At 68.7% G+C, this 26,012-nt stretch carries 4 protein-coding genes (1 of these 4 cut by a window edge); all 4 read left to right on the top strand.

Features of this window, described 5'->3' with window-relative positions:
- Positions 1-8,216 carry the 3' end of a non-ribosomal peptide synthase/polyketide synthase gene (locus tag P5705_RS23065; protein WP_277463180.1) on the top strand. Its footprint begins 17,272 nt before the window's first position, so the window shows 8,216 of its 25,488 coding nt (coding positions 17,273-25,488); the start codon falls outside the window, past its left edge; its stop codon occupies positions 8,214-8,216.
- The gene (locus tag P5705_RS23070) at positions 8,213-22,723 is read left to right on the top strand and encodes a non-ribosomal peptide synthetase (RefSeq protein WP_277463182.1); all 14,511 of its coding nucleotides are present in this window, start codon (positions 8,213-8,215) and stop codon (positions 22,721-22,723) included. The genes P5705_RS23065 and P5705_RS23070 overlap by 4 nt, the downstream gene beginning before the upstream one ends.
- Positions 22,724-22,809: 86 nt before the next feature.
- Positions 22,810-23,964, top strand: a complete 1,155-nt coding sequence (macA, locus tag P5705_RS23075; protein WP_277463183.1) for a macrolide transporter subunit MacA — start codon at positions 22,810-22,812, stop codon at positions 23,962-23,964.
- A gap of 2 nt (positions 23,965-23,966) precedes the next feature.
- Positions 23,967-25,970 (top strand): MacB family efflux pump subunit, encoded by a 2,004-nt coding sequence (locus P5705_RS23080; RefSeq protein WP_277463184.1) that lies wholly within the window; start codon positions 23,967-23,969, stop codon positions 25,968-25,970.
- Positions 25,971-26,012: the final 42 nt, after the last annotated feature.

The following is a 26,012-nucleotide window of genomic DNA, read 5'->3' on the forward strand; positions in this document are numbered from 1 at the left end:
GCCTGAGCGTGCTGGCCCAGCACGGTATCGGTGCCGAGCGGGTCGCGGGCTGGATGACCGGCGCGGTGACGCAACTGGTCCAGGCCCTGGAGCAAGGCGGTGGCGCCCGGGTCGATGCATTGCCGATCCTTGACGCCGCCGAGCAGCGCCGGGTGCTGGAGGACTTCAATGCCACCGGCAAGGCCTACCCGCAGGGGCAGACCGTGCATGCGCTGGTCGAGGCCTTCGCCAGCGCGGCGCCGCAAGCGCTGGCGGTGGTGCAGGGTGAGCAGCGGCTGAGCTACGGCGAGCTGAACCAGCGCGCCAACCGCCTGGCCCATCATCTGATCAAGCGCGGTGTCCTGCGTGGCGACCGGGTGGCGCTGTGCCTTGAACGGGGGCCGCAACGCTTGGTGGCCATGCTCGCCGCGCTCAAGGCCGGCGCCGCCTATGTGCCGGTCGATCCGGGGTATCCGGCGGAGCGTATCGCCTACCTGCTGAGCGATAGCAGGCCGGCGCTGGTGCTGGTCGAGTCATCGACCACAGCGTTGGTGGGCGAGGTGGCGGCCGTGGCGCTGGACGGCAAGGCCTGGCGCGGTGAAGCGGACAGCAACCCCATGGTGGCGGGGCTGGACGACCGTCAGCTGGCCTATGTGATCTACACGTCGGGTTCCACCGGCCAGCCCAAGGGCGTGATGGTCGAGCACCGCACGCTGGCCAACCTGGTGCATTGGCACTGCGAAACCTTTGAACTGGGGGCGGGCAACCCTACCTCCAGCGTCGCCGGTTTCGGCTTCGACGCCATGGCCTGGGAGGCCTGGCCGGCACTGTGCGGCGGGGCAGTGTTGCACCTGCCACCGGCTCATATTGGTGGCGAGCATGTGGACGAGTTGATCGACTGGTGGCTGGAACAACCCCTGCAAGTCAGCTTCCTGCCCACGCCGGTGGCCGAGCAGGCGCTGCGTCGCGAGCGCCGGCACCCGACCCTGCGCACGCTGCTGGTGGGCGGTGACCGCCTGCGCCAGTTCGACCGCGACCCGGGCTTTGTCCTGGTCAACAACTATGGCCCGACCGAAACCACGGTGGTGGCGACTTCCGGGCCACTGCAACCGGGCACTGCGCTGCATATCGGCAAGCCAACCGCCAACACCCGTGCCTATGTGCTGGACGAATACCGCCAGCCGGTGCCGGTTGGGGTTATCGGCGAGCTGTATATCGGTGGCGCCCAGGTTGCCCGGGGCTACCTCAACCGTCCCGACCTGACCGAGGAGCGCTTCCTCGCCGACCCGTTCAACACTGAGCCGGGTGCGCGGATGTACCGCAGTGGCGACCTGGTGCGCTGGAATGCCGACGGCACCCTGGATTACCAGGGGCGCAACGACGATCAGGTGAAAATTCGCGGCGTGCGGGTCGAACTGGGCGAGATCGAGGCGGTGTTGAAGGCCCAGCCGGGTGTTGCAGACGCGGTGGTGCTGGTGCGCAACGAACGCCTGCTGGCCTGGTTCACCGAGGCGGCGCCGGTCGATGTCGACGCGCTGCGCCAAGGCTTGCAATCCAGCCTGCCGGCGCACCTGATACCCCAGGCCTTCACGCAGTTGCAGGCGCTGCCGCTGACACCTCACGGCAAGCTCGACCGCAAGGCACTGCCGGATCCATCGCTCCAGGCCGCGCAGGCCTATGTCGCACCACAGGGTGAAACCGAGCGTGCAATGGCGGCGATCTGGGCCGAAGTGCTGGGTGTCGAACACGTCGGGCGTCACGACAACTTCTTCGAACTGGGCGGCCATTCGCTGCTGGCCGTGAGCCTCACCGCGCGCTTGCGCCAGGCGGGCCTGGTGGCCGACGTGCGCACATTGTTCGGCCAGCCGACCGTGGCGGCGCTGGCGGCCACGCTGGGCCAGAACCGTCGGGTGCAGGTGCCGGCCAACGCCATTGCGCTCGACTGCATGCATATCACGCCGCCGATGCTGCCCTTGGTGGCGCTGGAGCAGCCTGACATCGACCGGATCGTCGCCACGGTACCGGGTGGCGCGGCCAACGTGCAGGACATCTACCCACTGGCACCGTTGCAGGAGGGGATCCTCTATCACCACCTCAGTTCGCCGGAGCACGACCCCTATGTGCTGGTCTCGCAAATGGCCTTTGCCAGCCGTGAGCGGCTGAATGCCTTTGCCGAGGCGCTGGACAAGGTCATCGCCCGCCATGACGCACTGCGCACCTCGGTGCTGTGGGACGGCCTGCCGCAGCCGGTGCAGGTGGTCTGGCGCGAGGCCCGGCTGGCGCTGTTCGCGGTGGCCGACGCGCAGGCGGTGCCCCATGCCCTGGGGCTGGCGCAGGCGCCGCTGGTGCGCCTGTACCACTGGCCGGACCCGCAGGGGGCAGGCCTGCTGGCGACCTTGCAGTTCCACCATATCGTCCTCGACCACACCGCCCTGGAGGTGATCGGCCAGGAACTGGTGAACAACCTGCAAGGCCTGCCGGCGCCGACCGAACCCGGCGCGCCGTACCGCAACTATGTGGCCCAGGCGCGCCTGGGCATCAGCCAGGCCGAGCACGAGGCGTTCTTCCGCGCGCAACTGGGCGATATCGACGAGCCGACCTTGCCGTTCGGCCTGGGCGATGTGCAGATCGACGGCCAGGCCATCGAGGAGGCGCAGCTGTGGCTGGATGACGCCCTGGCCGCGCGCCTGCGGCGCCAGGCCCGGCAGCTGGGCATCAGCGTCGCCAGCCTGTTCCACCTGGCTTACGCACGGCTGCTGGCCGCCGCCAGTGGCCGCGACAGCGTGGTGTTCGGCACTGTGTTGCTGGGGCGCCTGGAAGGCGGCGAGGGTGCCGAACAAGCGCTGGGCATGTTCATCAATACCCTGCCGTTGCGCCTGGACCTGGCGGGCCTGAGCCTGCACGAAGCGGCCCAGGCCGCCCAGCAGCGCCTGAGCGGCTTGCTGGTGCACGAGCACGCCTCGCTGGCCCTGGCCCAGCGTTGCAGTGGCGTGGCCGCGCCGGCGCCATTGTTCAGCGCCATGCTCAACTACCGCCACGGCAGCCAGGCGAGCGAGACCAAGCGCCTGGCCCTGCAGGGCATCGAGACGCTGGAGAGCAGCGAGCGCAGCAACTACCCGCTGAGCCTGAGCGTGGACGATATCGGCGGTCGCTTCCGCCTGGTCGCCATGACCCCGGCCGACGTAGGGGCGGCGCGGGTCTGCGGGCAGATGGGGCAGGTGCTGCTGGGCATGGCCGAGGCGCTGGACCAGCCGCAGCGGCTGCCGGTGCTGCAATTGCCGGTGTTGCAGGACGAGGAGCGCCGTCGGCTGCTGCTCGATTGCAACCGCACCGAGGTATCCCGTGACGTTGCGCAGACGCTCCATGGCCTGATCGAGGCCCAGGCGCCTGAAGCGATAGCGGTCACGGCCGAGCAAGGTGAGCTCAGCTATGGCCAGCTCAATGAACAGGCCAATCGCCTGGCCCATCACCTGATTGCGCTCGGGGTAAAACCCGATGATCGCGTGGCGATCTGTGTCGAGCGCGGCTTGTCGCTGGTGGTTGGCCTGCTGGCCATTCTCAAGGCGGGTGGCGCCTATGTGCCGGTCGATCCGGACTACCCGGCCGAGCGCATCAGCCACATGCTCGGCGACAGCCAGCCTCGGGCGGTGCTGGTGCAGGGCAAGACGCGTGATCTGGTGAGCTTGCCGGTGACCTTGGTCGACGTTGATCAACCGACCTGGGCGGCGCTGCCGGCCAGCAATCCTCAGGTGCCTGGCCTAACTTCGGATCACCTGGCCTACGTGATCTACACCTCCGGCTCCACCGGCGTGCCCAAGGGCGTGATGGTCGAGCACCGCAACGTGGTCAATTTGGTGCACTGGAGCGCCGGGTTGTTCCCGGCCGAGGGTGCTGTACTGCACAAGACCCCGGTGAGCTTCGACGCCTCGGTGTGGGAGCTGTTCTGGCCGCTGTGCAGCGGGTTGCGCCTGGTGCTGGCGCGCCCGGATGGCCAGCGCGATCCGCAGTACCTGGTCGAGCTGATCGAGCAGCAAGGGGTTGGCGTGGTGCAGTTCGTGCCGGCGCTGTTGCAGCAGTTCCTTGAACAGGTCGGTAACCGCTGCAGCAGCCTAACCGATATCGTCTGTGGTGGCGGCGAACTGACCGAGGCGTTGGCTCGCCAGGTACGTGAGCGCCTGCCGCAGGTGCGGCTGCACAACGTCTACGGCCCGACCGAAGCCACGGTGGATTGCAGTGCCTGGACCCTGGAACCGCAGGATCCATTGCCGCATGGCGCGCTGCCGATTGGTCGCCCGATCGACAATACGCGGCTGTACGTGCTGGATGCCCATGACCAACCGGTGCCATTCGGTGTGGCCGGTCAGTTGCACATCGGCGGTGCCGGGGTGACACGCGGTTACCTCGGCTTGGCGGAGCAACAGGCCGAGCGCTTCATCGCCAGCCCGTTCGTGGCAGGTGATCGCCTGTACCGCAGCGGCGACCTGGTGCGCCAGCGCCACGACGGCGTGCTGGAGTTCCTCGGCCGCACCGACCACCAGATCAAGCTGCGCGGCCTGCGCATCGAACCGGGCGAGATTGAGACCTGCCTGAACCGGATCGCGGGTGTGCGTGAGGCGCTGGTACTGGTACACGAGCATCCACACAGCGGCCCGCGCCTGGTGGCGTACCACACCGGTGAGCCGCAGGCCGCCGATCACCTGCGCACCGCGTTGCTGGCCCAGTTGCCGGAATACATGGTGCCGGTGCTGTTCATCCACCTCGATGCGATGCCGTTGACGCCGAATGGCAAGCCTGACCGCAAGGCGCTGCCGGTGCCGGACGTGCAGGGGCGCGAGTATGCAGCACCACAGGGCGAGACCGAGCGACTGCTGGCCGATATCTGGGCGCAATTGCTGGGCGTCGAGCAAGTCGGGCGGCACGACAACTTCTTCGAGCTGGGCGGCCATTCGCTGCTGGCCGTGAGCCTGACCGCACGCCTGCGCCAGGCCGGCCTGCAAGCCGATGTGCGCACGCTGTTCGGCCAGCCGACGGTGGCGGCGCTGGCGGCCACCCTGGGCCACAGCCGCCAGGTGCAGGTGCCAGCGAATCTGATCCCGGCCGATTGCACCTACATCACACCGGACATGCTGCCCCTGGTGGCGCTGGAGCAGGCCGCCATCGAGCGCATCGTCGCGACGGTTCCGGGCGGTGCGGCCAACGTGCAGGACATCTACCCGCTGGCGCCGTTGCAGGAAGGCATCCTCTACCACCACCTCAGTGCACCGGAGCACGACCCCTATGTGCTGGGCTCACGCATGGCCTTCGCCAGTCGTGAACGGTTGGAAGCCTTCGTCGATGCCCTGAACAAAGTCATCGGCCGGCACGACGTGCTGCGTACCTCGGTGCTCTGGGAGGGGCTGCCGCAGGCGGTGCAGGTGGTCTGGCGGCGGACGTCGCTAGCGGTGTTCGAAGTGGCTGACGAGGCGCAAGTCGCCCATGGGCTACCGCTGGAGCAAGCACCGCTGATGCGCCTGTATCACTGGCAGGACCCGAATGGGCCTGGCCTGCTGGCGGCACTGCGGCTTCACCATATCGTCCTCGACCATGTCGCAATGGAAGTGATCGGCCGCGAACTGGCGGGCTACCTGCAAGGGGCACCGGTACCGGCCGAGCCGGGTGTGCCGTACCGCAACTATGTAGCCCAGGCCCGTCTGGGCGTCAGCCAGGCCGAGCACGAGGCGTTCTTCCGCGCGCAACTGGGCGATATCGACGAGCCGACCTTGCCCTACGGCCTGGTTGACGTGCAGGTGGATGTGCAAAGCATCGAGGAGGCGCAGTTGTGGCTCGACGACGCCTTGGCCGCGCGCCTGCATCAGCAGGCCCGACGCCTGGGCATCAGCGTCGCCAGCCTGTTCCACCTGGCCTATGCACGCCTGCTGGCCGCGGCCAGTGGCCGCGACAGCGTGGTGTTCGGCACCGTGCTGCTGGGCCGTCTTGAGGGCGGCGAGGGTGCGGAACAGGCCTTGGGCATGTTCATCAACACCTTGCCCCTGCGCCTGGACCTGGCCGGCCTGAGCCTGCGCGAGGCGGCGCAGGCCACCCAGCAACGCCTGAGCGGGTTGCTGGCCCACGAGCACGCCTCGCTGGCATTGGCCCAGCGTTGCAGTGGCGTGGCCGCGCCGACGCCGCTGTTCAGCGCCATGCTCAACTACCGCCACGGCAGCCAGGCCAGCGATGCCCAGCGCGAGGCCGCGCAGGGCATCGAGACGCTGGAGAGCAAGGAGCGCAGCAACTACCCGCTGGGGGTGAACGTGGACAGCATCGGCGAGCGTTTCCGCCTGGTGGCCATGACCCCGGTCGAGGTCGGCGCGGCGCGGATCTGCGAGCAGTTGAGCCAGGTGCTGCAGCGTATGGCCCAGGCGTTGGACGAGCAGCCGGAGCAACCCTTGCTGCAACTGCCGGTGCTGGCTGCGGCCGAGCGCTTGCAAGTGCTGCGGGGCTTCAACGACACGCGGGTGGACTACGACCTCGAACAGACCCTGCACGGGCTGATCGAGGCCCAGGTGCGACGGACCCCGGACGCCGTAGCTGTGAAGGCCGAAGAGGGCGAGCTGACTTACCGCCAGCTCGACGAACAGGCCAACCGCCTGGCCCATCACCTGATCGCCCTGGGCGTGAAGCCCGATGATCGCGTGGCGATCTGTGTGGAACGTGGCCTGTCGATGGTGGTCGGCCTGCTGGCCATCCTCAAGGCCGGTGGCGCCTATGTGCCGGTGGACCCGGAGTACCCGGCCGAGCGCATCCGCCACATGCTCAGTGACAGCGCCCCGCTGGCGGTGCTGGTGCACGCCGCCACGCGCAGCGTGCCCGAGGCCGCCACGGTGCCGCTGATCGACCTCGACCGCCCAAGCTGGCTGGAGCAACCGGCGCAGGCACCGGTGGTGAAGGGGCTGACCCCGCGCCACCTGGCCTACGTGATCTACACCTCCGGCTCCACCGGCCTGCCCAAGGGCGTGATGAACGAGCACGCCGGGGTGGTCAACCGCTTGCTGTGGATGCAGGACGCCTATGACCTGGGCGCGGACGACGTGGTGCTGCAGAAGACCCCGTTCAGCTTCGACGTGTCGGTGTGGGAATTCCTCTGGCCGCTGCAGACCGGCGCCCGCCTGGTCATGGCGCGGCCCGGTGGCCATCGCGATCCGGAATACCTGCGTGAGGTGATTCGCGCCGAGCAGGTCAGCACCTTGCACTTCGTGCCGTCGATGCTGGATGTGTTCCTCGCCCATGGCGAAGTCCAGCCCGAAGGGCTCAAGCGCGTGCTGTGCAGCGGCGAAGCCTTGCCCGGCGCGCTGGTGCGGCGCTTCCAGGCGCAACTGCCGACGGTCGAGCTGCACAACCTGTACGGCCCGACCGAGGCGGCGGTGGACGTCAGTGCCTGGCACTGCGTGACGGCGCCGGACAACACGCCGATCGGCAAACCGATCGCCAACACCACGCTGTACGTGCTGGACGGCCACGGCCAGCCGGTGCCGCAGGGGGTGGCGGGCGAGCTGTACATCGGTGGCGTGCAGGTGGCCCGTGGTTACCTGAACCGTGCCGAACTGAGCGCCGAGCGCTTCCTCGACGACCCGTTCGGCACCCGTCCGGGCGGGCGGCTGTACCGCACCGGCGACCTGGCGCGGCACCTGGCCGACGGCAACCTGGAGTACCTGGGGCGCAACGATGACCAGGTGAAACTGCGCGGCCTGCGCATCGAGCTGGGCGAGATCCAGGCTTGCCTGACTGGCATCGAGGGGGTCAAGGAAGCGGTGGTGCTGGCCCGCGAGCAGCGCCTGGTGGCGTACTGCACCGGCACCCCGCAACCCACAGAGGTGCTGCGCGCGGCGCTGCTGGCGCGGCTGCCGGAGTTCATGGTGCCGGCGCAGTTCATCCACCTGGAGGCGCTGCCGCTGAGCCCCAACGGCAAGCTCGACCGCAAGGCGCTGCCGGTGCCGGAGGCGATGCAGAGCCGGGACTACGAGGCGCCCGAAGGCGCGACCGAGGCGCTGCTGGCCAAGCTCTGGGCCGAGCTGCTGGGCGTGGAGCGGGTAGGGCGGCATGACAACTTCTTCGAACTGGGTGGCCACTCGCTGCTGGCCGTGACCTTGATCTCGCGGCTGCGCGAAGCCGGCTTGGAAGCCGATGTGCGCACCCTGTTCGAGCAACCGACGCTGGCAGGCTATGCCGCCATCACAGACAGAATGGAGATCGTCCTGTGAGCATCAACGAACTACTGGCAACACTGGCAGCCAACAACGTGCAACTGGCGCTCAAGGATGGCCAGCTGGTGGTCCAGGGCAACCGCCAGGCCCTGACCGACGCGGCCTTGGTGGCGCAACTGCGCGAGCACAAGCCGGCGCTGCTGGCGATGCTCGAGCGTGGCGAATACGTGGCCACCCGCCAGGGCGCGGTCGAGGTGCCGGAGAATCGAATCCCGCCCGGCTGCACGCGGATCACCCCGGCCATGCTCAGCCTGGTCGAGCTCGATCAGGCGAGCATCGATCGCCTGGTGGCCGCCATCCCTGGTGGCGCCGCCAACGTGCAGGACCTCTACCCCCTGGCGCCCCTGCAACAAGGCATGCTGTTTCACCACGCCAGTGCCGGCGAGCATGACCCCTATGTGATGCAGGCGCCCTTCGTGTTTGCCAACAGCGAGCGCGTGACAGCTTTTACCCAGGCCTTGCAAGGGGTGATCGACCGTCACGACATACTGCGCACCTCGGTGCACTGGAAGGACTTCGACCAGCCGTTGCAGGTGGTGTGGCGCAAGGCCGAGTTGCGGGTGACGCAACTGGCCGAAGGCGAGGCGCCCGAAACCGGCTTCGATCTCACCCAGGCGCCGCTGATCCGCCTGCAATGCCAGCCTGAGGCGGCGGATGGTCGGGTGCGGGCGACCTTGCAGTTCCACCATGTCGCCCTGGACCACAGCGCCCTGGATGTGGTGCGCCATGAAATGCTCGCCTTCCTGCTGGGCCAGCCGCAGCAGCTGGGCCGCCCGGTGCCGTTTCGCAACCATGTGGCCCAGGCGCTGCTGGGCGTGAGCGAAGCCGAGCACGAAGCCTTCTTCCGCGACATGCTCGGCGCCATCGACGAGGCGACCCTGGCCTACGGCCTGGGCGACGTGCAGGGCGATGGCGCGGCGCTGGACGAACAGCGCCTGGCCCTCGACCCGGCCCTGTGCCAAGGCCTGCGCCACCAGGCGCGGGCCCAGGGGGTGAGTGTCGCCAGCCTGTTCCACCTGGCCTGGGCGCGGGTGCTGGGCATGCTGACCGGGCGTGACCAGGTGGTGTTCGGCACGGTGCTGATGGGCCGCCTGGTCGGTGCCGAAGCCGCCGACCGGGCCCTGGGTATCTTCATCAATACCTTGCCGTTCAGCGTGGAGCTGGCGGGCAGCGACCTGCCCACGGCGGTCAAGGCCACCCACCAGCGCCTGAGCACCCTGATGCGCCACGAGCACGCGCCGCTGGCCCTGGCCCAGCGCTGCAGTGGCGTGGCGGCGCCGACGCCGTTGTTCAACACCTTGCTCAACTACCGCCACAGCGTGCACGCGGGCAGCGAGGAGGTCTTGCGCAGCGGTTGGGCGGGGATCGAGATCGTGCACTCCGCCGAGGCCACCAACTACCCGCTGGTGGTCAGCATCGATGACCTGGGCAGCGGCTTCTCCCTGACCGTGCAGGCGGTGCCGGGTGTGGACGGGCGGCTGGTCTGCCAGCTGTTGCAGGTTGTCCTGGCGCAACTGGCCGAGGCGTTGGAGCACGCGCCAGCGACACCGCTGCACAGCTTGGTCGCGTTGCCGGCGAACGAGCGCGAGCGAGTGCTGCAGCGGTTCAACGACACCCAGCGCGATTACCCACGCGACAGGGCCGTACATGCCGTATTCGAGACGCACGCCAGCCTGAACCCTGAGGCGCTGGCGGTGGTGCATGGGCAGCAGCGCTGGAGCTATGCCCAGCTCGAGGCCCAGGCCAATCGCCTGGCCCGTTGCCTGGTCGAGCATGGCGTGCAACCCGGCGACCGGGTGGCCTTGCTGCTGCCACGCTCCTTCGACCTGCTGGCAGCCCAGCTGGCCGTGAGCAAATGCGCGGCGGTGTTCGTGCCGCTGGACGGCAATGCGCCGGTCGAACGCCAGGCGTTCATGGTCGCGGACAGCCAGGCGGTGCTGTTGCTGACCCACGCCGACCAGCCTTTGGTGGAGGGCGCACGTCGGGTAGAACTGGATGGTCTCGATCTGGATCGTTATGCGAGCGAGCCCCTGAACCTGGCGGTGGACGCCGGCAGCGCCGCGTACATCATGTACACCTCCGGCTCCACCGGCACACCGAAGGGGGTGCAGGTGCCGCACCGGGCGATCGTGCGCCTGGCCATCAACAACGGCTTCGCTGATTTCAATAATCAGGACCGGGTGGCGTTCGCCTCCAACCCGGCATTCGACGCCAGCACCCTGGAAGTCTGGGCGCCGCTGCTCAACGGCGGCGCGGTGGTGGTGATCGACCAGGACCAGGTGCTGTCGCGCCAGGCCCTCGGCGACGCACTGTTGGCCCAGGGCGTGACCGTGCTGTGGCTGACCGCCGGGCTGTTCCACCAGTTCGCCGACGACCTGCTGCCGGCATTCCGTACGCTGCGTTACCTGATGGTCGGCGGCGATGTATTGGACCCGGCAGTGATTGCCCGCGTGCTGCGTGATGGCGCGCCGCAACACCTGCTCAACGGCTACGGCCCGACCGAGGCCACCACCTTCAGCACCACCCACGAGATCGTCAGCGTGGGCGAGGGCAGCATCCCCATCGGCAAGCCGATCGGCAACGCCCGCTGCTATGTGCTCGATGCCCGTCGGCAATTGCTGCCGGTGGGCGCGGTGGGCGAGTTGTACATCGCCGGCGACGGCGTGGCCCTGGGCTACCTGGGCCAGCCCGAGCTGACCGCCGAGCGCTTCCTGGCCGACCCGTTCCACGGCGGGACCATGTACCGCAGTGGCGACCTGGCCTGCTGGCAGGCCGACGGCACCTTGCGCTATCTGGGGCGCGCCGACCAGCAGGTCAAGCTGCGTGGCTTCCGGATCGAACTGGGCGAGATCGAGGCGCGCCTGGCGGCGTGCGCGGGTGTGCGTGACGTGGCCGTGGTGCTGCGCGAAGACAGCCCGGGCGATAAGCGCCTGGTGGCTTATTTCACCGGCCATGAAGCAATCGCCGAACTGCACCAGCAGCTGCAAGGCCAACTGCCGGACTACATGCTGCCGTCAGCCTATGTACAACTGGACGCACTGCCGCTGACCGCCAACGGCAAGCTCGACCGCCGTGCACTGCCGCAGCCGGGCAGCGACGATGTGATCCGTCGAGGCTTCGAGGCGCCACAAGGCGAAGTGGAAACCGCCCTGGCGGCGATCTGGGCCGAGTTGCTCAAGGTCGAGCAGGTCGGCCGTCACGATCACTTCTTCGAGATGGGCGGCCATTCATTGCTGGCCATGCGCCTGGTGTCCCAGGTGCGCCAGCGCCTGGGGGTGGAATTGGCCCTGGCCGACCTGTTCGCCAATGCCGAGCTGGCGGCGCTGGCCCAGGTGCTGGCCAACGCCAGTGCCAGCGACCTCCCGGCGATCGTGGCGATCGATCGCGAGCAGGCCCTGCCGTTGTCGTTCGCCCAGCAGCGCCTGTGGTTCCTGGCCCAGCTGGAAGGCGGCAACCAGGCCTACAACATGCCGCTGGCCCTGGGGCTGCGGGGCGCGCTGGACGCCACAGCGCTGGAGCGTGCCTTGCTGCGTATCGTCGAGCGCCACGAAACCCTGCGCAGCCGCTTCGTGCCTTGTGGCGACAGTGCAGAAGTGCGGGTCGATGCGACCCCGCAACCGGGCTGGTTGCGCCGCGAGACACTGGCACAGAAAGACCTGCCCGCGCGCCTGCGCAACGAGGCCGTCGCGCCCTTCGACCTGGTCGCCGGGCCATTGCTGCGCGCCAGCTTGCTGCGCCTGGGCGAGCAGCACCATGTGCTGGCCCTGACCGTGCACCACGCCGTTGCGGATGGCTGGTCCCTGGGTGTGCTGACCCGCGAGCTCGGCGTGCTGTACCCGGCCCTGTGCCAGGGCCAGGGAGATCCGCTGCCGCCCTTGGCGATTCAGTACGGCGACTATGCCGTGTGGCAACGCCGCTGGCTGGCGGGCGAGCAACTGCAGCGCCAGGCCGATTACTGGCGTGAAACCCTGGACGGCGCGCCGTCCCTGCTCAGCCTGCCCAGTGATCGGCCGCGCCCGGCGCGCCAGGACTTCAGCGGCGCCAGTGTGGTGCTGCGCCTGGACGAGCCGTTGGCGGTGGGCCTGCGAGCCCTGGCCCAACGTCACCAGGTGACCCTGTACACGGTGCTGATGAGTGCCTGGGCCACGACCCTGTCCCGCCTGGCCGGCCAAACCGAAGTGGTGGTGGGCTGCCCGGTGGCCGGGCGTGGCCGCGCCGAGCTGGAGCCCTTGGTGGGGCTGTTCGTCAACACCCTGGCGATACGCATCGACCTGGCAGGCGCGCCGTCCGCCGCAGCCTTGCTGGCCCAGGTACAGCAGCGCCTGCTCCAGGCCCAGGCGCACCAGGACCTGCCGTTCGAGCAGGTGGTGGAGATCGTGCGCCCGGCACGCAGCCTCAGCCACACGCCGCTGTTCCAGACCACCCTCAACTGGCTGGCCGCCGATGACGCCGTCCTGCAGTTGGCAGGGCTGCAGCTGGAGGCGGTGGCGCAGGGCATCCAGGTGGCCAAGTTCGACCTGTCGCTGAACATGGGCGAGCAGGGCGAGGCGCTGGTCGGCAGCCTGGAGTACGCCACCGCGCTGTTCGACCAGGCCAGCGTGCAGCGCTTTGCCGGCTACTTCGAAACGCTGCTGCAGGCCATGGTGGACAATGACCGACAAGCGCTGGCCGCAGTCGCGCTGGTCGGTGACACGGAGCGTAAGCGCCTGCTGCACGGCTTCAACAACACGACACGAGCTTTCCCCCGCGGCCAGACCCTGCCGGCGCTGATCGAAGCCCAGGTGGCCCAGGCCCCGCAAGCCCTGGCGGCCAGGGCCGGTGAGCAAACCCTGAGTTATGGCGAACTGAACCGCCAGGCCAATGCCCTGGCCCATCGCCTGATCGACCTGGGCGTACGCCCCGACGACCGCGTGGCGGTGGTGGCGCGGCGCGGGCTGGACACCTTGGTTGCCTTGCTGGCGGTGCTCAAGGCCGGGGCCGGCTACGTGCCGGTGGATCCCGCCCATCCCGATTCGCGCCTGCGCTACCTGTTGAGTGACAGCGCGCCGGCGGTAGTGCTTGCCCAGCGGGTTTTGTTCGAGCGTCTTGCAGGCCTGGAGGTGCCTTTGCTGGCGCTCGACCAGCCTGATTGGCCGGCGCGTCACGACAACCCCATGGTCGCGGGCCTGACCCCCGACCACCTGGCTTATGTGATCTACACCTCCGGCTCCACTGGCGAGCCCAAGGGGGTGATGGTCGAACACCGGGCCCTGGCCAACCTCGTCCACTGGCACCGCAAGGCCTTCGAGCTGAGGGCCGGGGACCACACGGCAAGCGTCGCTGGCTTCGGTTTCGACGCCATGGCCTGGGAGGTCTGGCCGGCCCTGTGCGCCGGCGCGGTGCTGCACTTGCCACCTGAACCGCTGGGCAACGAACAGCTCGACGCGTTGCTGGCCTGGTGGCTTGAGCAACCATTGAAGGTGGCCTTCCTGCCCACTCCGGTGGCCGAGTACGCCTTCAACCAAGGGCTGCGGCACCCGACCTTGCGCACCTTGCTGATCGGCGGCGATCGCCTGCGCCAGTTCAACAGCGATCCGGGCTTCGTGGTGGTCAACAACTACGGCCCCACCGAAGCCACCGTGGTTGCCACCTCCGGGCTGGTGGTGCCGGGCGGCGCGCTGGATATCGGCCGGCCGATCGCCAATGCCCGCGCCTATCTGCTGGACGAGGCCCTGCAACTGGTGCCATCCGGTGCAGCGGGCGAGCTTTATGTGGGGGGGGCGGGCGTGGCGCGGGGTTACCTCAACCGCCCTGACCTGACCGAGGCCCGGTTCCTCTCGGACCCGTACAGCGAAACACCGGGGGCACGGATGTACCGCACCGGTGACCTGGCGCGCTGGAACGCCGACGGTACCTTGGAGTACCTGGGGCGTAACGATGACCAGGTGAAGGTGCGTGGCCTGCGCATCGAACTCGGTGAGATCGAGGCCCAATTGCTGCAAGTGCCGGGTATCGAAGAGGCGCTGGTACTGGCCCATGAAGAGCTAGCGGGCCAGCCACGGCTGGTGGCCTGGTTCATCGCCGGGGCTGAGGCGCCGACGCCCACCGAGTTGCGGGCGCTGTTGCTGCAGCGCCTGCCGGCCTACATGGTGCCGGTGGCGCTGGTGCGGCTGGCGGCGTGGCCATTGACCGCCAACGGCAAGGTCGACCGCCGCGCGCTGCCGGCGCCCGCGCGCGAGGCGCTGGCCGAGCAGGTCTACCAAGCCGCCGAAGGTGAGCTGGAAATTGCCCTGGCCCAGCTCTGGAGCGAGCTGCTGCAGGTCGAGCGGGTCGGTCGCCAGGACCGCTTCTTCGCGCTGGGCGGCCACTCGCTGCTGGCCATGCGCATGGTCGGCCAGTTGCGCCAGCGCCTGGGCCTGGAACTGGCGTTGGGCACCTTGTTCGCCGACGACCGCCTGCAGGCTGTCGCGGCGGCATTGGCGGGCAACCAGGGCCGGGCCTTGCCACTGCTGGAGGCGGCGGCGCGGAGCCAGTCCCAGCCGTTGTCATTCGCCCAGCAGCGCCTGTGGTTCCTGGCGCAGATGGGCGATGCCAGCGCCGCCTACCATATTCCGCTGGGCCTGGCGTTGCGCGGGCCGCTGGACCGGATGGCGCTGGAGCGCGCCCTGGCGCGCATCGTCGAGCGCCACGAGAGCCTGCGCAGCCAGTTCGCTCAGGACGGTGCCGAAGCGCGGGTGCGGGTGGTGCCCGGGCACGGTGGCTTCGCCCTGGCCTGGCACGACCTGCGCGGGCAGCCGCAGCGGCTGCGAACGCTGGCCCAGGAGGAGGCATCGCTGCCGTTCGACCTGGCGCATCAGTTACCCGTCCGTGGCCGTCTGCTGTGCCTGGCACCCGATCACCACGTGCTGCTGCTCACCCTGCACCATATCGTCGCCGACGGCTGGTCGGTGGGCGTGCTCACCCAGGAACTGGCGGCCTTGTACCCGGCGTTCGCCGCTGGTGGCGAAGACCCGCTGGAACCCCTGGCGATCCAGTACGGCGACTATGCCATCTGGCAGCGCCGCTGGCTGACGGGGGACGAGTTGCAGCGCCAGGGCGATTACTGGCGCCAGGCGCTGGCCGGTGCGCCGGTGTTGCTGGCACTGCCCGGGGATCGGCCGCGCCCGCCGCATCAAGACTACACCGGCGAGCGTGTCGACTTGAGCCTGGACCCACGCCTGAGCACCGAGCTCAAGGCGCTCTGCCAGCGCCACGGGATCACGCCGTTCATGCTGTTCACCGCCGCCTGGGCGGTGCTGCTGGCGCGCCTGTCGGGCCAGGACGATGTGGTGATCGGCACGCCGGTGGCCAACCGCCGGCAAGCTGCGGTCGAGGGGCTTATCGGGTTGTTCGTCAACTCCCTGGCCTTGCGTATCGACACCTCGGGGACTCCGGACCTGGGCACCTTGCTTGCCCGGGTCAAGGCGGTGGTGATCGCCGCCCAGGACCATCAGGATGTGCCGTTCGAGCAAGTGGTGGAACTGCTGCGCCCACCGCGCAGCTTGTCCCACACGCCGCTGTACCAGGCCGCGCTGGATTGGGACGGCACTGTCGGCCAGCCGCCGCTGCACCTTGAGGGGTTGTCGCTGTCGCTGCTGGAGGCCGAGGCCCGTGTGGCGAAGTTCGACCTCAGCCTGAGCATGGGCGAAAGTGCCGACGGTTTCGCCGGCGCGCTGGTCTACGCGACAGCGCTGTTCGACCACGAGACGGTGCAGCGCTATGCCCGTTATTTCGAGCAACTGCTCTGGAGCTTCATCGCTTCGGGTGAAGTGATCCCGTCCGAGTCGGTATTGCTGGGTGCGGCGGAGCGCCGGCAACTGCTGGTGGGTTTCAACGACACACGGGTGGACTACGACCTCGAACAGACCTTGCACGGGATGATCGAGGCTCAAGTACGACGCACCCCTGACGCGGTGGCGGTGAAGGCCGAAGAGGGTGAGCTGACTTACCGCCAGCTCGACGAACAGGCCAACCGCCTGGCCCATCACCTGATCGCCCTGGGTGTGAAGCCCGACGATCGCGTGGCGATCTGCGTGGAACGCGGCCTGGCGATGGTGGTCGGCCTGCTGGCCATCCTCAAGGCCGGTGGCGCCTATGTGCCGGTCGATCCGGAGTACCCGGCCGAGCGGATTCGCCACATGCTGAGTGACAGCGCCCCGGTGGCGGTGCTGGTGCACGCGGCCACGCGCAGCGTGCCCGAGGCCGCCACGGTGCCAGTGATCGACCTCGACCAACCGAGCTGGCTGGAGCAGCCGGCGCAGGCGCCGCAGGTGGCCGGTCTGACCCCACATCACTTGGCCTATGTGATCTACACCTCCGGCTCCACCGGCCTGCCCAAGGGCGTGATGAACGAGCACGCTGGGGTGGTCAACCGCCTGCTGTGGATGCAGGACGTCTATCAGCTGGGCGCGGACGACGTGGTGCTGCAGAAGACCCCGTTCAGCTTCGACGTGTCGGTATGGGAATTCCTCTGGCCGTTGCAGACCGGCGCGCGCCTGGTCATGGCCCGGCCCGGTGGCCACCGCGACCCGGAATACCTGCGCGAAGTGATTCGCGCCGAGCAGGTCAGCACCTTGCACTTCGTGCCGTCGATGCTGGACGTGTTCCTCGCCCATGGCGAAGTCCAGCCCGAACGCCTCAAGCGCGTGCTGTGCAGCGGCGAAGCCTTGCCCGGCGCGCTGGTACGGCGCTTCCAGGGGCAACTGCCGACGGTCGAGCTGCACAACCTGTACGGCCCGACCGAGGCGGCGGTGGACGTCAGTGCCTGGCACTGCGTGACGGCGCCGGACAACACGCCGATCGGCAAGCCGATCGCCAACACCACGCTGTACGTGCTGGACGGCCACGGCCAGCCGGTGCCGCAGGGAGTGGCGGGCGAGCTGTATATCGGTGGCGTGCAGGTGGCCCGGGGTTATCTCAACCGTGCCGAACTGACCGCCGAGCGCTTCCTCGACGACCCGTTCGGCACCCGCCCGGGCGGGCGGCTGTACCGCACCGGCGACCTGGCGCGGCACCTGGCCGATGGCAACCTGGAATACCTGGGGCGCAACGATGACCAGGTGAAACTGCGCGGCCTGCGCATCGAACTGGGCGAGATCCAGGCCTGCCTGACCGGCATCGAGGGGGTCAAGGAGGCGGTGGTGCTGGCCCGCGAGCAGCGCCTGGTGGCGTACTGCACAGGCACCCCGCAACCCACAGAGGTACTGCGCGCGGCGCTGCTGGCGCGGTTGCCGGAGTTCATGGTGCCGGCGCAGTTCATCCACCTGGAGGTTCTGCCGCTGAGCCCCAACGGCAAGCTCGACCGCAAGGCACTGCCGGTGCCGGAGGCGGTGCAGAGCCGGGACTACGAGGCGCCCGAAGGCGCGACCGAGGCGTTGCTGGCCGAGCTCTGGGCCGAGCTGCTGGGCGTGGAGCGGGTAGGGCGGCACGACAACTTCTTCGAACTGGGCGGCCACTCGCTGCTGGCCGTGACCCTGACCTCGCGCCTGCGTGCGCAGGGCATGACGGTGGATATCCGCGTGCTGTTCGACAAACCCACCGTGGCGGCCCTGGCCGCCACCCTCGGCCAGGTGTTCGAGGCAGAGGTGCCGGCCAACCGCATCGCCGCCGACTGCCCCCACATCACCCCGGACCTGCTGCCGCTGGTCGCGCTGGAGCAACAGGCCATCGACCGCATCGTCGCCAGTGTGCCGGGAGGCGTTGCCAATGTGCAGGACATCTACCCCCTGGGCCCCCTGCAGGCGGGTATCCACTTCCACCACCTGGCCAGCGAGGGGGCCGACCCCTATGTCCAGCAGGTGACGTTCCTGCTGGATGATGCTGGACGCCTGGCGAAGTTGCAGCGTGCCTTGGACCAGGTGATCACGCGCCACGACATCCTGCGCACCTCGCTGTACTGGGAGGGCCTGGCGCAACCGGTGCAAGTGGTCTGGCGCCGGGCGCCACTGGAGGTCGTGGCCCTCGGCGACGGCGAAGCACCGGCCCTGCGCCTGGACCTGACCCGCGCGCCCTTGCTGCGCCTGGTTTACCGCCAGGCCCAGGGCGACGGTGCCATCGAGGCGACCTTGCTGTTCCACCACATGGTCATGGACCACGTCGCCCAGGACGTGCTGCGCGCCGAACTGCAGGCCTGCCTGCTCGGCGAAGCCCATCGGCTGCCCGCGCCGGTGCCGTACCGCAACTACATCGCCCAGGTGCTGCAAGGCGCGGACGAGGCCCAGCATGAGGCCTACTTCCGCGATCAGTTGGGCGATATCGACGAGCCGACCTTGGCCTACGGCGCCCATCCATACCCACATCCGGATGCCGAGGCCGAGGTCCGGCAAATGCTCGACGACGCGCTGTCACGCCGGCTGCGCGAGCAGGCCCGCCAGCTTGGCGTGGGCGCCGCCAGCCTGCTGCACCTGGCCTGGGGGCTGGTGCTGGGGCAACTCTCGGGGCGCGACAGCGTGGTCTTCGGCACGGTGTTGCTGGGCCGGCTGCAGGGGGGCGAGGGCGTGGAGCGGGCGTTGGGGATGTTCATCAACACCCTGCCGCTGCGCCTGAACGTCGGCGGCCTGCCGGTGCGCGAGGCGGTGCTCGACACCCATCGTCGCCTGACCGGGCTGTTGCTGCATGAGCATGCCCAGCTCGCCTTGGCCCAGCGTTGCAGTGCACTGCCCCCCGGGGCGCCGCTGTTCAGTACCTTGCTGAACTACCGCCACAGCGCTGCGGCAGTGCGTGCCGATGCGCAGGCCGCGCAGGCCTGGGCGGGTATCCAGCTGCTGCAGGCCCATGAAGGCAGCAACTATCCGCTGGTGCTGAGCATCGACGACCTGGGCGAGGCCTTCTGCCTCTCCGCCCAGTGCGTGCCAGGCATCGACGCCGGTCGTCTGTGCGGCTATCTCGAACACGCCGTGCAAGGGTTGCTGCAAGCCCTGGAGTCGGCACCGGAGCAGGGCCTGGAGCGGCTCGGCATCGTGCCGGACGAGGAGCGCCAGCGCTTGCTGGTCGAGTACAACGCCAGCGACCGCGACTACCCACGCGAAGAGCCGGTGCAGCGCCTGTTCGAACAGCGCGTGGCGCGCCACCCGCTGGCCCCCGCCGCCGTGCACGACGAACGCCAGCTGACCTACGGCGAGCTCAACGAGCAGGCCAACCAGCTGGCCCACTGGCTGATCGGCGAAGGCGTGGCGCCGGGTGATCACGTGGCCGTCCTGCTGCCGCGCTCGCTGCCGTTGCTGGTGGCCCAGCTGGCGGTGCTCAAGTGCGCCGCGGTGTATGTGCCGCTGGACATCAACGCGCCCACCGAGCGCCAGGCGTTCATGGTGCACGATTGCCAGGCGGTGGCGCTGCTGACCCTCGGCGGCATTGCCGGGGACCTCGGTGTGCGGCGCGTCGACCTCGATTGCCTGACGCTCGACGACCAGCCCGGGCACAACCCGGGCCTGGCCGTGGACGCTGCCGACGTGGCCTACGTGATGTACACCTCCGGTTCCACCGGCACGCCGAAAGGGGTGCGTGTCGCGCATCGCGGCATCACCCGCCTGGTGCTGAACAACGGCTACGCCGACTTCAATGCCCAGGACCGTATCGCCTTCGCCGCCAACCCGGCGTTCGACGCCGCCACCATGGATGTCTGGGGCGCGCTGCTCAACGGTGGCCAGGTGCTGGTGATCGATCACCAGACGCTGCTGGAGCCGGCACGCTTCGGCGCCACCTTGCGCGATGGCGGCGCCAGCGTGCTGTTCGTCACCACCGCGTTGTTCAACCAGTACGTGCAACTGATCCCCGAAGCCCTGGCCGGGCTGCGCATCCTGCTGTGCGGCGGCGAGCGTGGCGACCCTGGCGCCTTCCGTGCCTTGCTGGCCCAGGCGCCGAACCTGCGCCTGGTGCATTGCTACGGGCCCACGGAAACCACCACCTTCGCCACCACCCACGAAGTGCGGGCGCTGGCCGCGGACGCCGAGCACGTGCCGATCGGTCGCCCCATCGGCAACACCACGGCCTATGTGCTCGATCACCAGGGCCGGGTGCTGCCCGAAGGGGTGGCCGGGGAGCTGTACATTGGCGGCGACGGGGTGGCCCTGGGTTACCTCGAGCGCCCGCAACTGACCGCCGAGCGCTTCCTCGACGACCCGTTCAGCGCTGTTCCCGGCGCGCGGATGTACCGCACCGGCGACCTGGCGCGTTGGCGCCCGGACGGCCAGCTGGAGTGCCTGGGGCGTAACGACGACCAGGTCAAGATCCGTGGCTTCCGCATCGAGCTGGGCGAGATCGAGCAACACCTGGCCCAATGCCCGGGGCTGGATGAGGGGGTGGTCCAGGCCTTGCGCCTGGAACAGGGACCACTGCGCCTGGTGGCCTGGTTCACTCGTCACGACCCCGCGCTCGACGGCCTGAAGGTGCGGGCGTTCCTGCGCGAGCGGCTGCCGGAGTACATGCTGCCGGCGGCCTTCGTGGCGCTGGAGGCACTGCCGCTGACCAACAATGGCAAGGTCGACCGCAAGGCACTGCCGCTGCCCGGCGCGCAGGACATGCTGGTGGCCGCCTTCGAAGCACCAGCCAGCGCCCTGGAGCAGGCCCTGGCTGTGTTGTGGGCACAGGTGCTGGAGGTCGAACGGGTCGGTCGGCATGACAACTTCTTCGAGCTTGGCGGGCATTCGCTGCTGGCGATCCGCCTGGTCAGCGAGATGGAGCGTACCGGGCTGCGCACCACCCTGGCGGAGTTGTTCCAGCATCCGAGCATCGCCGCCCTGGCCGAGTGCCTGGGTGAGCGTGAGGCGCGCACGGACGACGACAGCCTGGTCACCGTGCGTGCCGAGGGCAGCCTGCCGCCGCTGTTCCTGCTTCACGAGTTCAGCGGCCTGGACCTGTACTTCCCGGTCCTGGGCCGGCATGTGCCGGGTGACTTCCCGATCTACGGGCTGCCCGGTGTCCCCGTCGGCCAGCCGCAGCTGTACACCCTCGAGTGCCTGGCGGCGCGCCTGGTGCGACGGATCCGGGCGGTGCAGCCCCATGGCCCGTACCACCTGGCCGGCTGGTCATTTGGCGGGGTGCTGGCGTACGAGGTGGCCGCCCAGTTGCTGGGGGCGGACGAAGCAGTGGCCTTCGTCGGCCTGATCGACACCTATGTGCCGCGCCTGGTCGACCAGGGCAAGGCGCGCTGGCAAGGCCCGCGCCGGGACGAAGCGCAATTGCTGCAGCACTGCCAGCTGCACTGGCAGGAGCAGGGGGCGGCGGGGGCTGCGCAGTTGGCGCAAGTCGAGGCGCTGCACACCGATGACAGGGCGTTCGATGCGCTGCTCGCCCATTGCCGCGAACGCCAATTGCTGGTGCCGGGCCTGGCCCAGGCCAGTGATGCGCAACTGCGCCACTTCTTCGAGCGCCATGTCGCCCATGGTCATGCCCTGGCCCATTACCAGCTGGCGCCGCTGCCGGTGCCGTTGCACCTGTTCAAGGCCGAGCAGCGCGAGCACAGCGTCCCTTGCGACAGCCCGACCCTGGGCTGGGCCGAGGCGCTACCAGGGCAGGTGTTGCACTGCCTGACGGTACCCGGCGACCACCAGAGCCTGATCCAGGCGCCCAACGCAGCCGTGCTCGGCGAGGCCATCGCCCAGGCCATGGCGACCGCGCAAGGCCACGCGTCGCCGGTCCACCAGCCGCTGCTGGCGATCCAGAGCGGCACCTCCGGGCATGTGCCGGTGTTCTGCGTGCCGGGCGCGGGGGACAGCGTCACCAGCTTCATCGGCCTGGCCGAGGCCCTGGGCCAGGATTGGCCGGTGCATGGGCTGCAGGCCAGGGGCCTGGCCGCAGGCGAAGTGCCGCACAGCAGCGTGGAGGTCGCGGCGGACTGTCATGTGCGGGCCATCGAGGCGTTCTACCCGCAGGGGCCAGTGAACCTGGTCGGGCATTCGTTTGGCGGCTGGGTCGCGCATGCCATGGCGGTGCGCCTGCAGGCCAAGGGCCGTGAGGTGCGATCGCTGACCCTGATTGACAGCGAGGCGCCGGGCGGCGGTGGCGGTTGCGGCAAGCCGCACACCTTCACCGAAGCCCTGCAGCGGCTGGTCGAGTCGTTGCAACTGGCCTCCGGCAAGTCGCTGGGCATTGCCGCCGAAGCCTTCGCCGAGGCGCACGACCAGGCGCAACTGAACCAGTTGCACGGGGCCATGGTGCGGGTCGGGCTGTTGCCGTCGCGCTCCACGCCCCAGGCCCTGGCGGGTGTGGTACGCACCTTCGCCAGTGCGTTGCGCACGGTCTATCGGCCACAGGCGCAGTTCGACGGCCTGGCGCGGCTGGTGCTGGTGACCGACCCGGCCCTGGATGCCGCCGGCAACCAGCGCGAGCACCGGGCCATGGAGCAGGGCTGGCGGCAACTGATGCCCAAACTGGAGGTATGGCAGGGGCCAGGCAACCACTTCAGCATCCTCAAGGTGCCGGATGTGTTCAGCCTGGCGGCGTGGTGGCATGACGGGCAGGCCTTGGCCTTGAAGACGAGGTTGTCGTGAAGCCAGGCGAAAGATTGTCTGTGGGAGCGGCCTTGTGTCGCCAAAGGGCCGCGGCGCGGCCCCTCTCTGATCAGTAGTGGGCACTCATGGAAAAGTCGAAGTTTCGCAAGATCACGCTGGGCGCCGCGGCCGCCCTGGTCGCCGGTATCGTGCTGTACGCGGTGCAGGCACCGGCCAAGCCGCCGCAGTACATCATCGCCACGGTCGAACGTGGCGACATCGAGAACGCGGTATTGGCCACCGGCACCCTGGAGGGTATCCGCCAGGTGGATGTCGGCGCCCAGGTCTCCGGGCAGCTCAAGTCGCTGAAGGTCAAGCTGGGCGACAAGGTCACCGAGGGCCAATGGCTGGCCGAAATCGACCCGCTGGTGCTGCGCAACACCCTGCGCCAGGCTGAGGTCGACGCGGAAAAGCTGCAGGCCGAACGCCGCTCGACCCAGGCCAAGCTCAAGCAGGCCAAGCGGGTCTACGAGCGCTATGAAGTGCTGCAGGAGGACGAGTCGATCTCGCGCCAGGATTTCGAAAACGCCGAGTCCGAGTACGAGGTGCAGCAGGCCAACCTGCTTTCGCTGGACGCGCAGATCAAGAGCGCCCAGGTGCAGGTCGACACGGCCAAGGTCAACCTGGGCTACAGCCGCATCGTCGCACCGATCAACGGCCATGTGGTGGGGGTCGTCACCCAGGAAGGGCAGACGGTGATCGCCAACCAGATGGCGCCGGTGCTGCTCAAGCTCGCCGACCTGGACACCATGACCATCAAGGCGCAGGTGTCCGAGGCCGACGTGATCCATATCAGCCCGGGGCAGCAGGTGTACTTCACCATCCTCGGTGACGACCAGCGTTACTACGCCAAGCTGCGCGGCACCGAGCCTGCGCCGCAGAACTACCTGGAAAGCACCGACAAGAGCAGCGGCGCGTCCCGCAAGGCCAGCGCGGTGTTCTACAACGCGCTGTTCGAGGTGCCCAACCCCGAGCACCGCCTGCGCATCTCGATGACCGCCCAGGTGCGTATCGTCCTCGACACCGCGCAAGGGGTGCTGACCGTGCCGGTGGCGGCGCTCGGCCCGCGCGACAAGGATGGCAGCTTCGCGGTGCGGGTGCTCGACGCCAAGGGCTTCGCCCAGGTGCGCAAGGTGCAGGCGGGGATCAACAACAACGTCAAGGTGCAGGTCAAGGCAGGCCTGGACGAGGGCGACCGGGTGGTGATCGGCGAGCCGGTGGCGGGCGAGGCGGGGGCGTGACCATGAACATGACTGTCGAATTGTCGCCGCAACGAACGCGGGCGGCGCAGCAGGGCCAGCCGCTGTTGCGCCTGACGGGCGTGAGCCGGCGCTTCATGGCCGGTGACCGTGAATTCCTCGCGCTCAAGGACATCGACCTGCAGATCCGTGCCGGCGAGCTGGTGGCGATCATCGGCGCGTCGGGCTCGGGCAAGTCGACCTTGATGAACATCCTCGGTTGCCTGGACCACGCCAGCAGCGGCAGCTACCAGGTCAATGGCCAGGAAACCCGCGACCTGGACGACGACGCCCTGGCCGCGCTGCGGCGTGACCACTTCGGTTTCATCTTCCAGCGCTACCACCTGTTGCCGCACCTGGACGCCCTGCGCAACGTGGAGATCCCTGCGGTCTACGCCGGCGTGCCTCAGGCCGGGCGCCACCAACGAGCCCGCGAACTGCTGACGCGCCTGGGCCTGGCCGGGCACCTGGCGAACCGCCCCAGCCAGTTGTCCGGTGGCCAGCAGCAACGGGTGAGCATCTGCCGTGCGCTGATGAACGGTGGCGAAGTCATCCTCGCCGACGAGCCTACCGGGGCGCTGGACACCGCCAGCGGCAAGGAGGTGATGAACATCCTGCTGGAGCTGCACGCCGCCGGGCACACGGTGATCCTGGTGACCCACGACCCCAAGGTGGCCGCCCACGCCGAACGGGTCATCGAGGTCAGCGACGGGCAGATCGTCGGCGACCGACGCACGGTGCGCGAAGCGGCGAAGCCGGTTGATGAGGTGCAGCCGGCCGCCGAACGGGCGCCACGGCGGCTGGTGGCAAGCCTCGGGTTGTTCCGCGAGGCTTTCAAGATGGCCTGGATCGCCTTGATTTCGCACCGCATGCGCACCTTGCTGACCATGCTCGGGATCATCATCGGCATCACCTCGGTGGTGTCGATCTCGGCGATCGGCGAGGGCGCCAAGGGCTATGTGCTCAAGGATATCCAGGCGATCGGCAGCAACACCATCGACATCTACTCGGGCAAAAGTTTTGGCGACAGCCGCGCCAAGGCCATCGAGACGCTGTCACCGGCCGACGTCACCGCGCTCAACGCGCTGTACTACGTCGACAGCGCCACCCCGGTGATCGGCCAGGGTTCGCTGGTACGCTACCGCAACATCGACGCCGACGTGCAGCTCAACGGGGTCAGCGAGCAGTACTTCCAGGTACGCAACATCCCCCTGGCCGAGGGCATCGTGTTCAGCGCCGATGACGCCCGGCGCCAGGCCCAGGTGGTGGTGATCGACCACAACACCCGCAAGCGCCTGTTCGCGCCCGGGGTCGAGGCACTGGGGCAGGTGATCCTGGTCGGCAGCCTGCCATGCACGGTGATCGGCGTGACCGCCGAGAACAAGAACCTGTTCGTCACCGGCAACTCGCTGAACGTGTGGATGCCCTACGAGACCGCCGCCGGGCGGGTGCTTGGGCAACGTCACCTGGACAGCATCAGCGTGCGGATCAAGGACGGCCTGCCAAGCAAGCGGGTGGAGGAGGAAGTCAACAAACTGATGCTGCAGCGCCATGGCACCAAGGACTTCTTCACCAACAACCTCGACAGCATCATGCAGACGGTGCAGAAGACCAGCCGCTCGCTGACCCTGCTGTTGTCGCTGATCGCGGTGATCTCGTTGGTGGTGGGGGGCATCGGGGTGATGAACATCATGCTGGTGTCGGTCACTGAACGCACCCGCGAGATCGGCATCCGCATGGCGGTGGGGGCGCGGCAGTCGGATATCCGCCAGCAGTTCCTGGTGGAGGCGGTGATGGTCTGCCTGATTGGCGGGGTGATCGGGATCGGGCTGTCGTACGGGATCGGCTACCTGTTCGCGTTGTTCGTCAAGCAGTGGGAGATGGTGTTCTCGCTGGGGTCGATCGTGACGGCGTTCGTCTGTTCGACGCTGATCGGCATCGTGTTCGGGTTCGTGCCGGCGAGGAATGCCGCGCGGCTGGACCCGATCGAGGCCTTGGCGCGGGATTGAGGCCCGGATGGGCCTGCGTAGATCCCTGTAGGAGCGGCCTTG

Origin of the sequence: Pseudomonas entomophila (genome assembly GCF_029478665.1) — a bacterium.
In the GTDB taxonomy this organism is placed as follows: Bacteria; Pseudomonadota; Gammaproteobacteria; order Pseudomonadales; family Pseudomonadaceae; genus Aquipseudomonas; species Aquipseudomonas entomophila_F.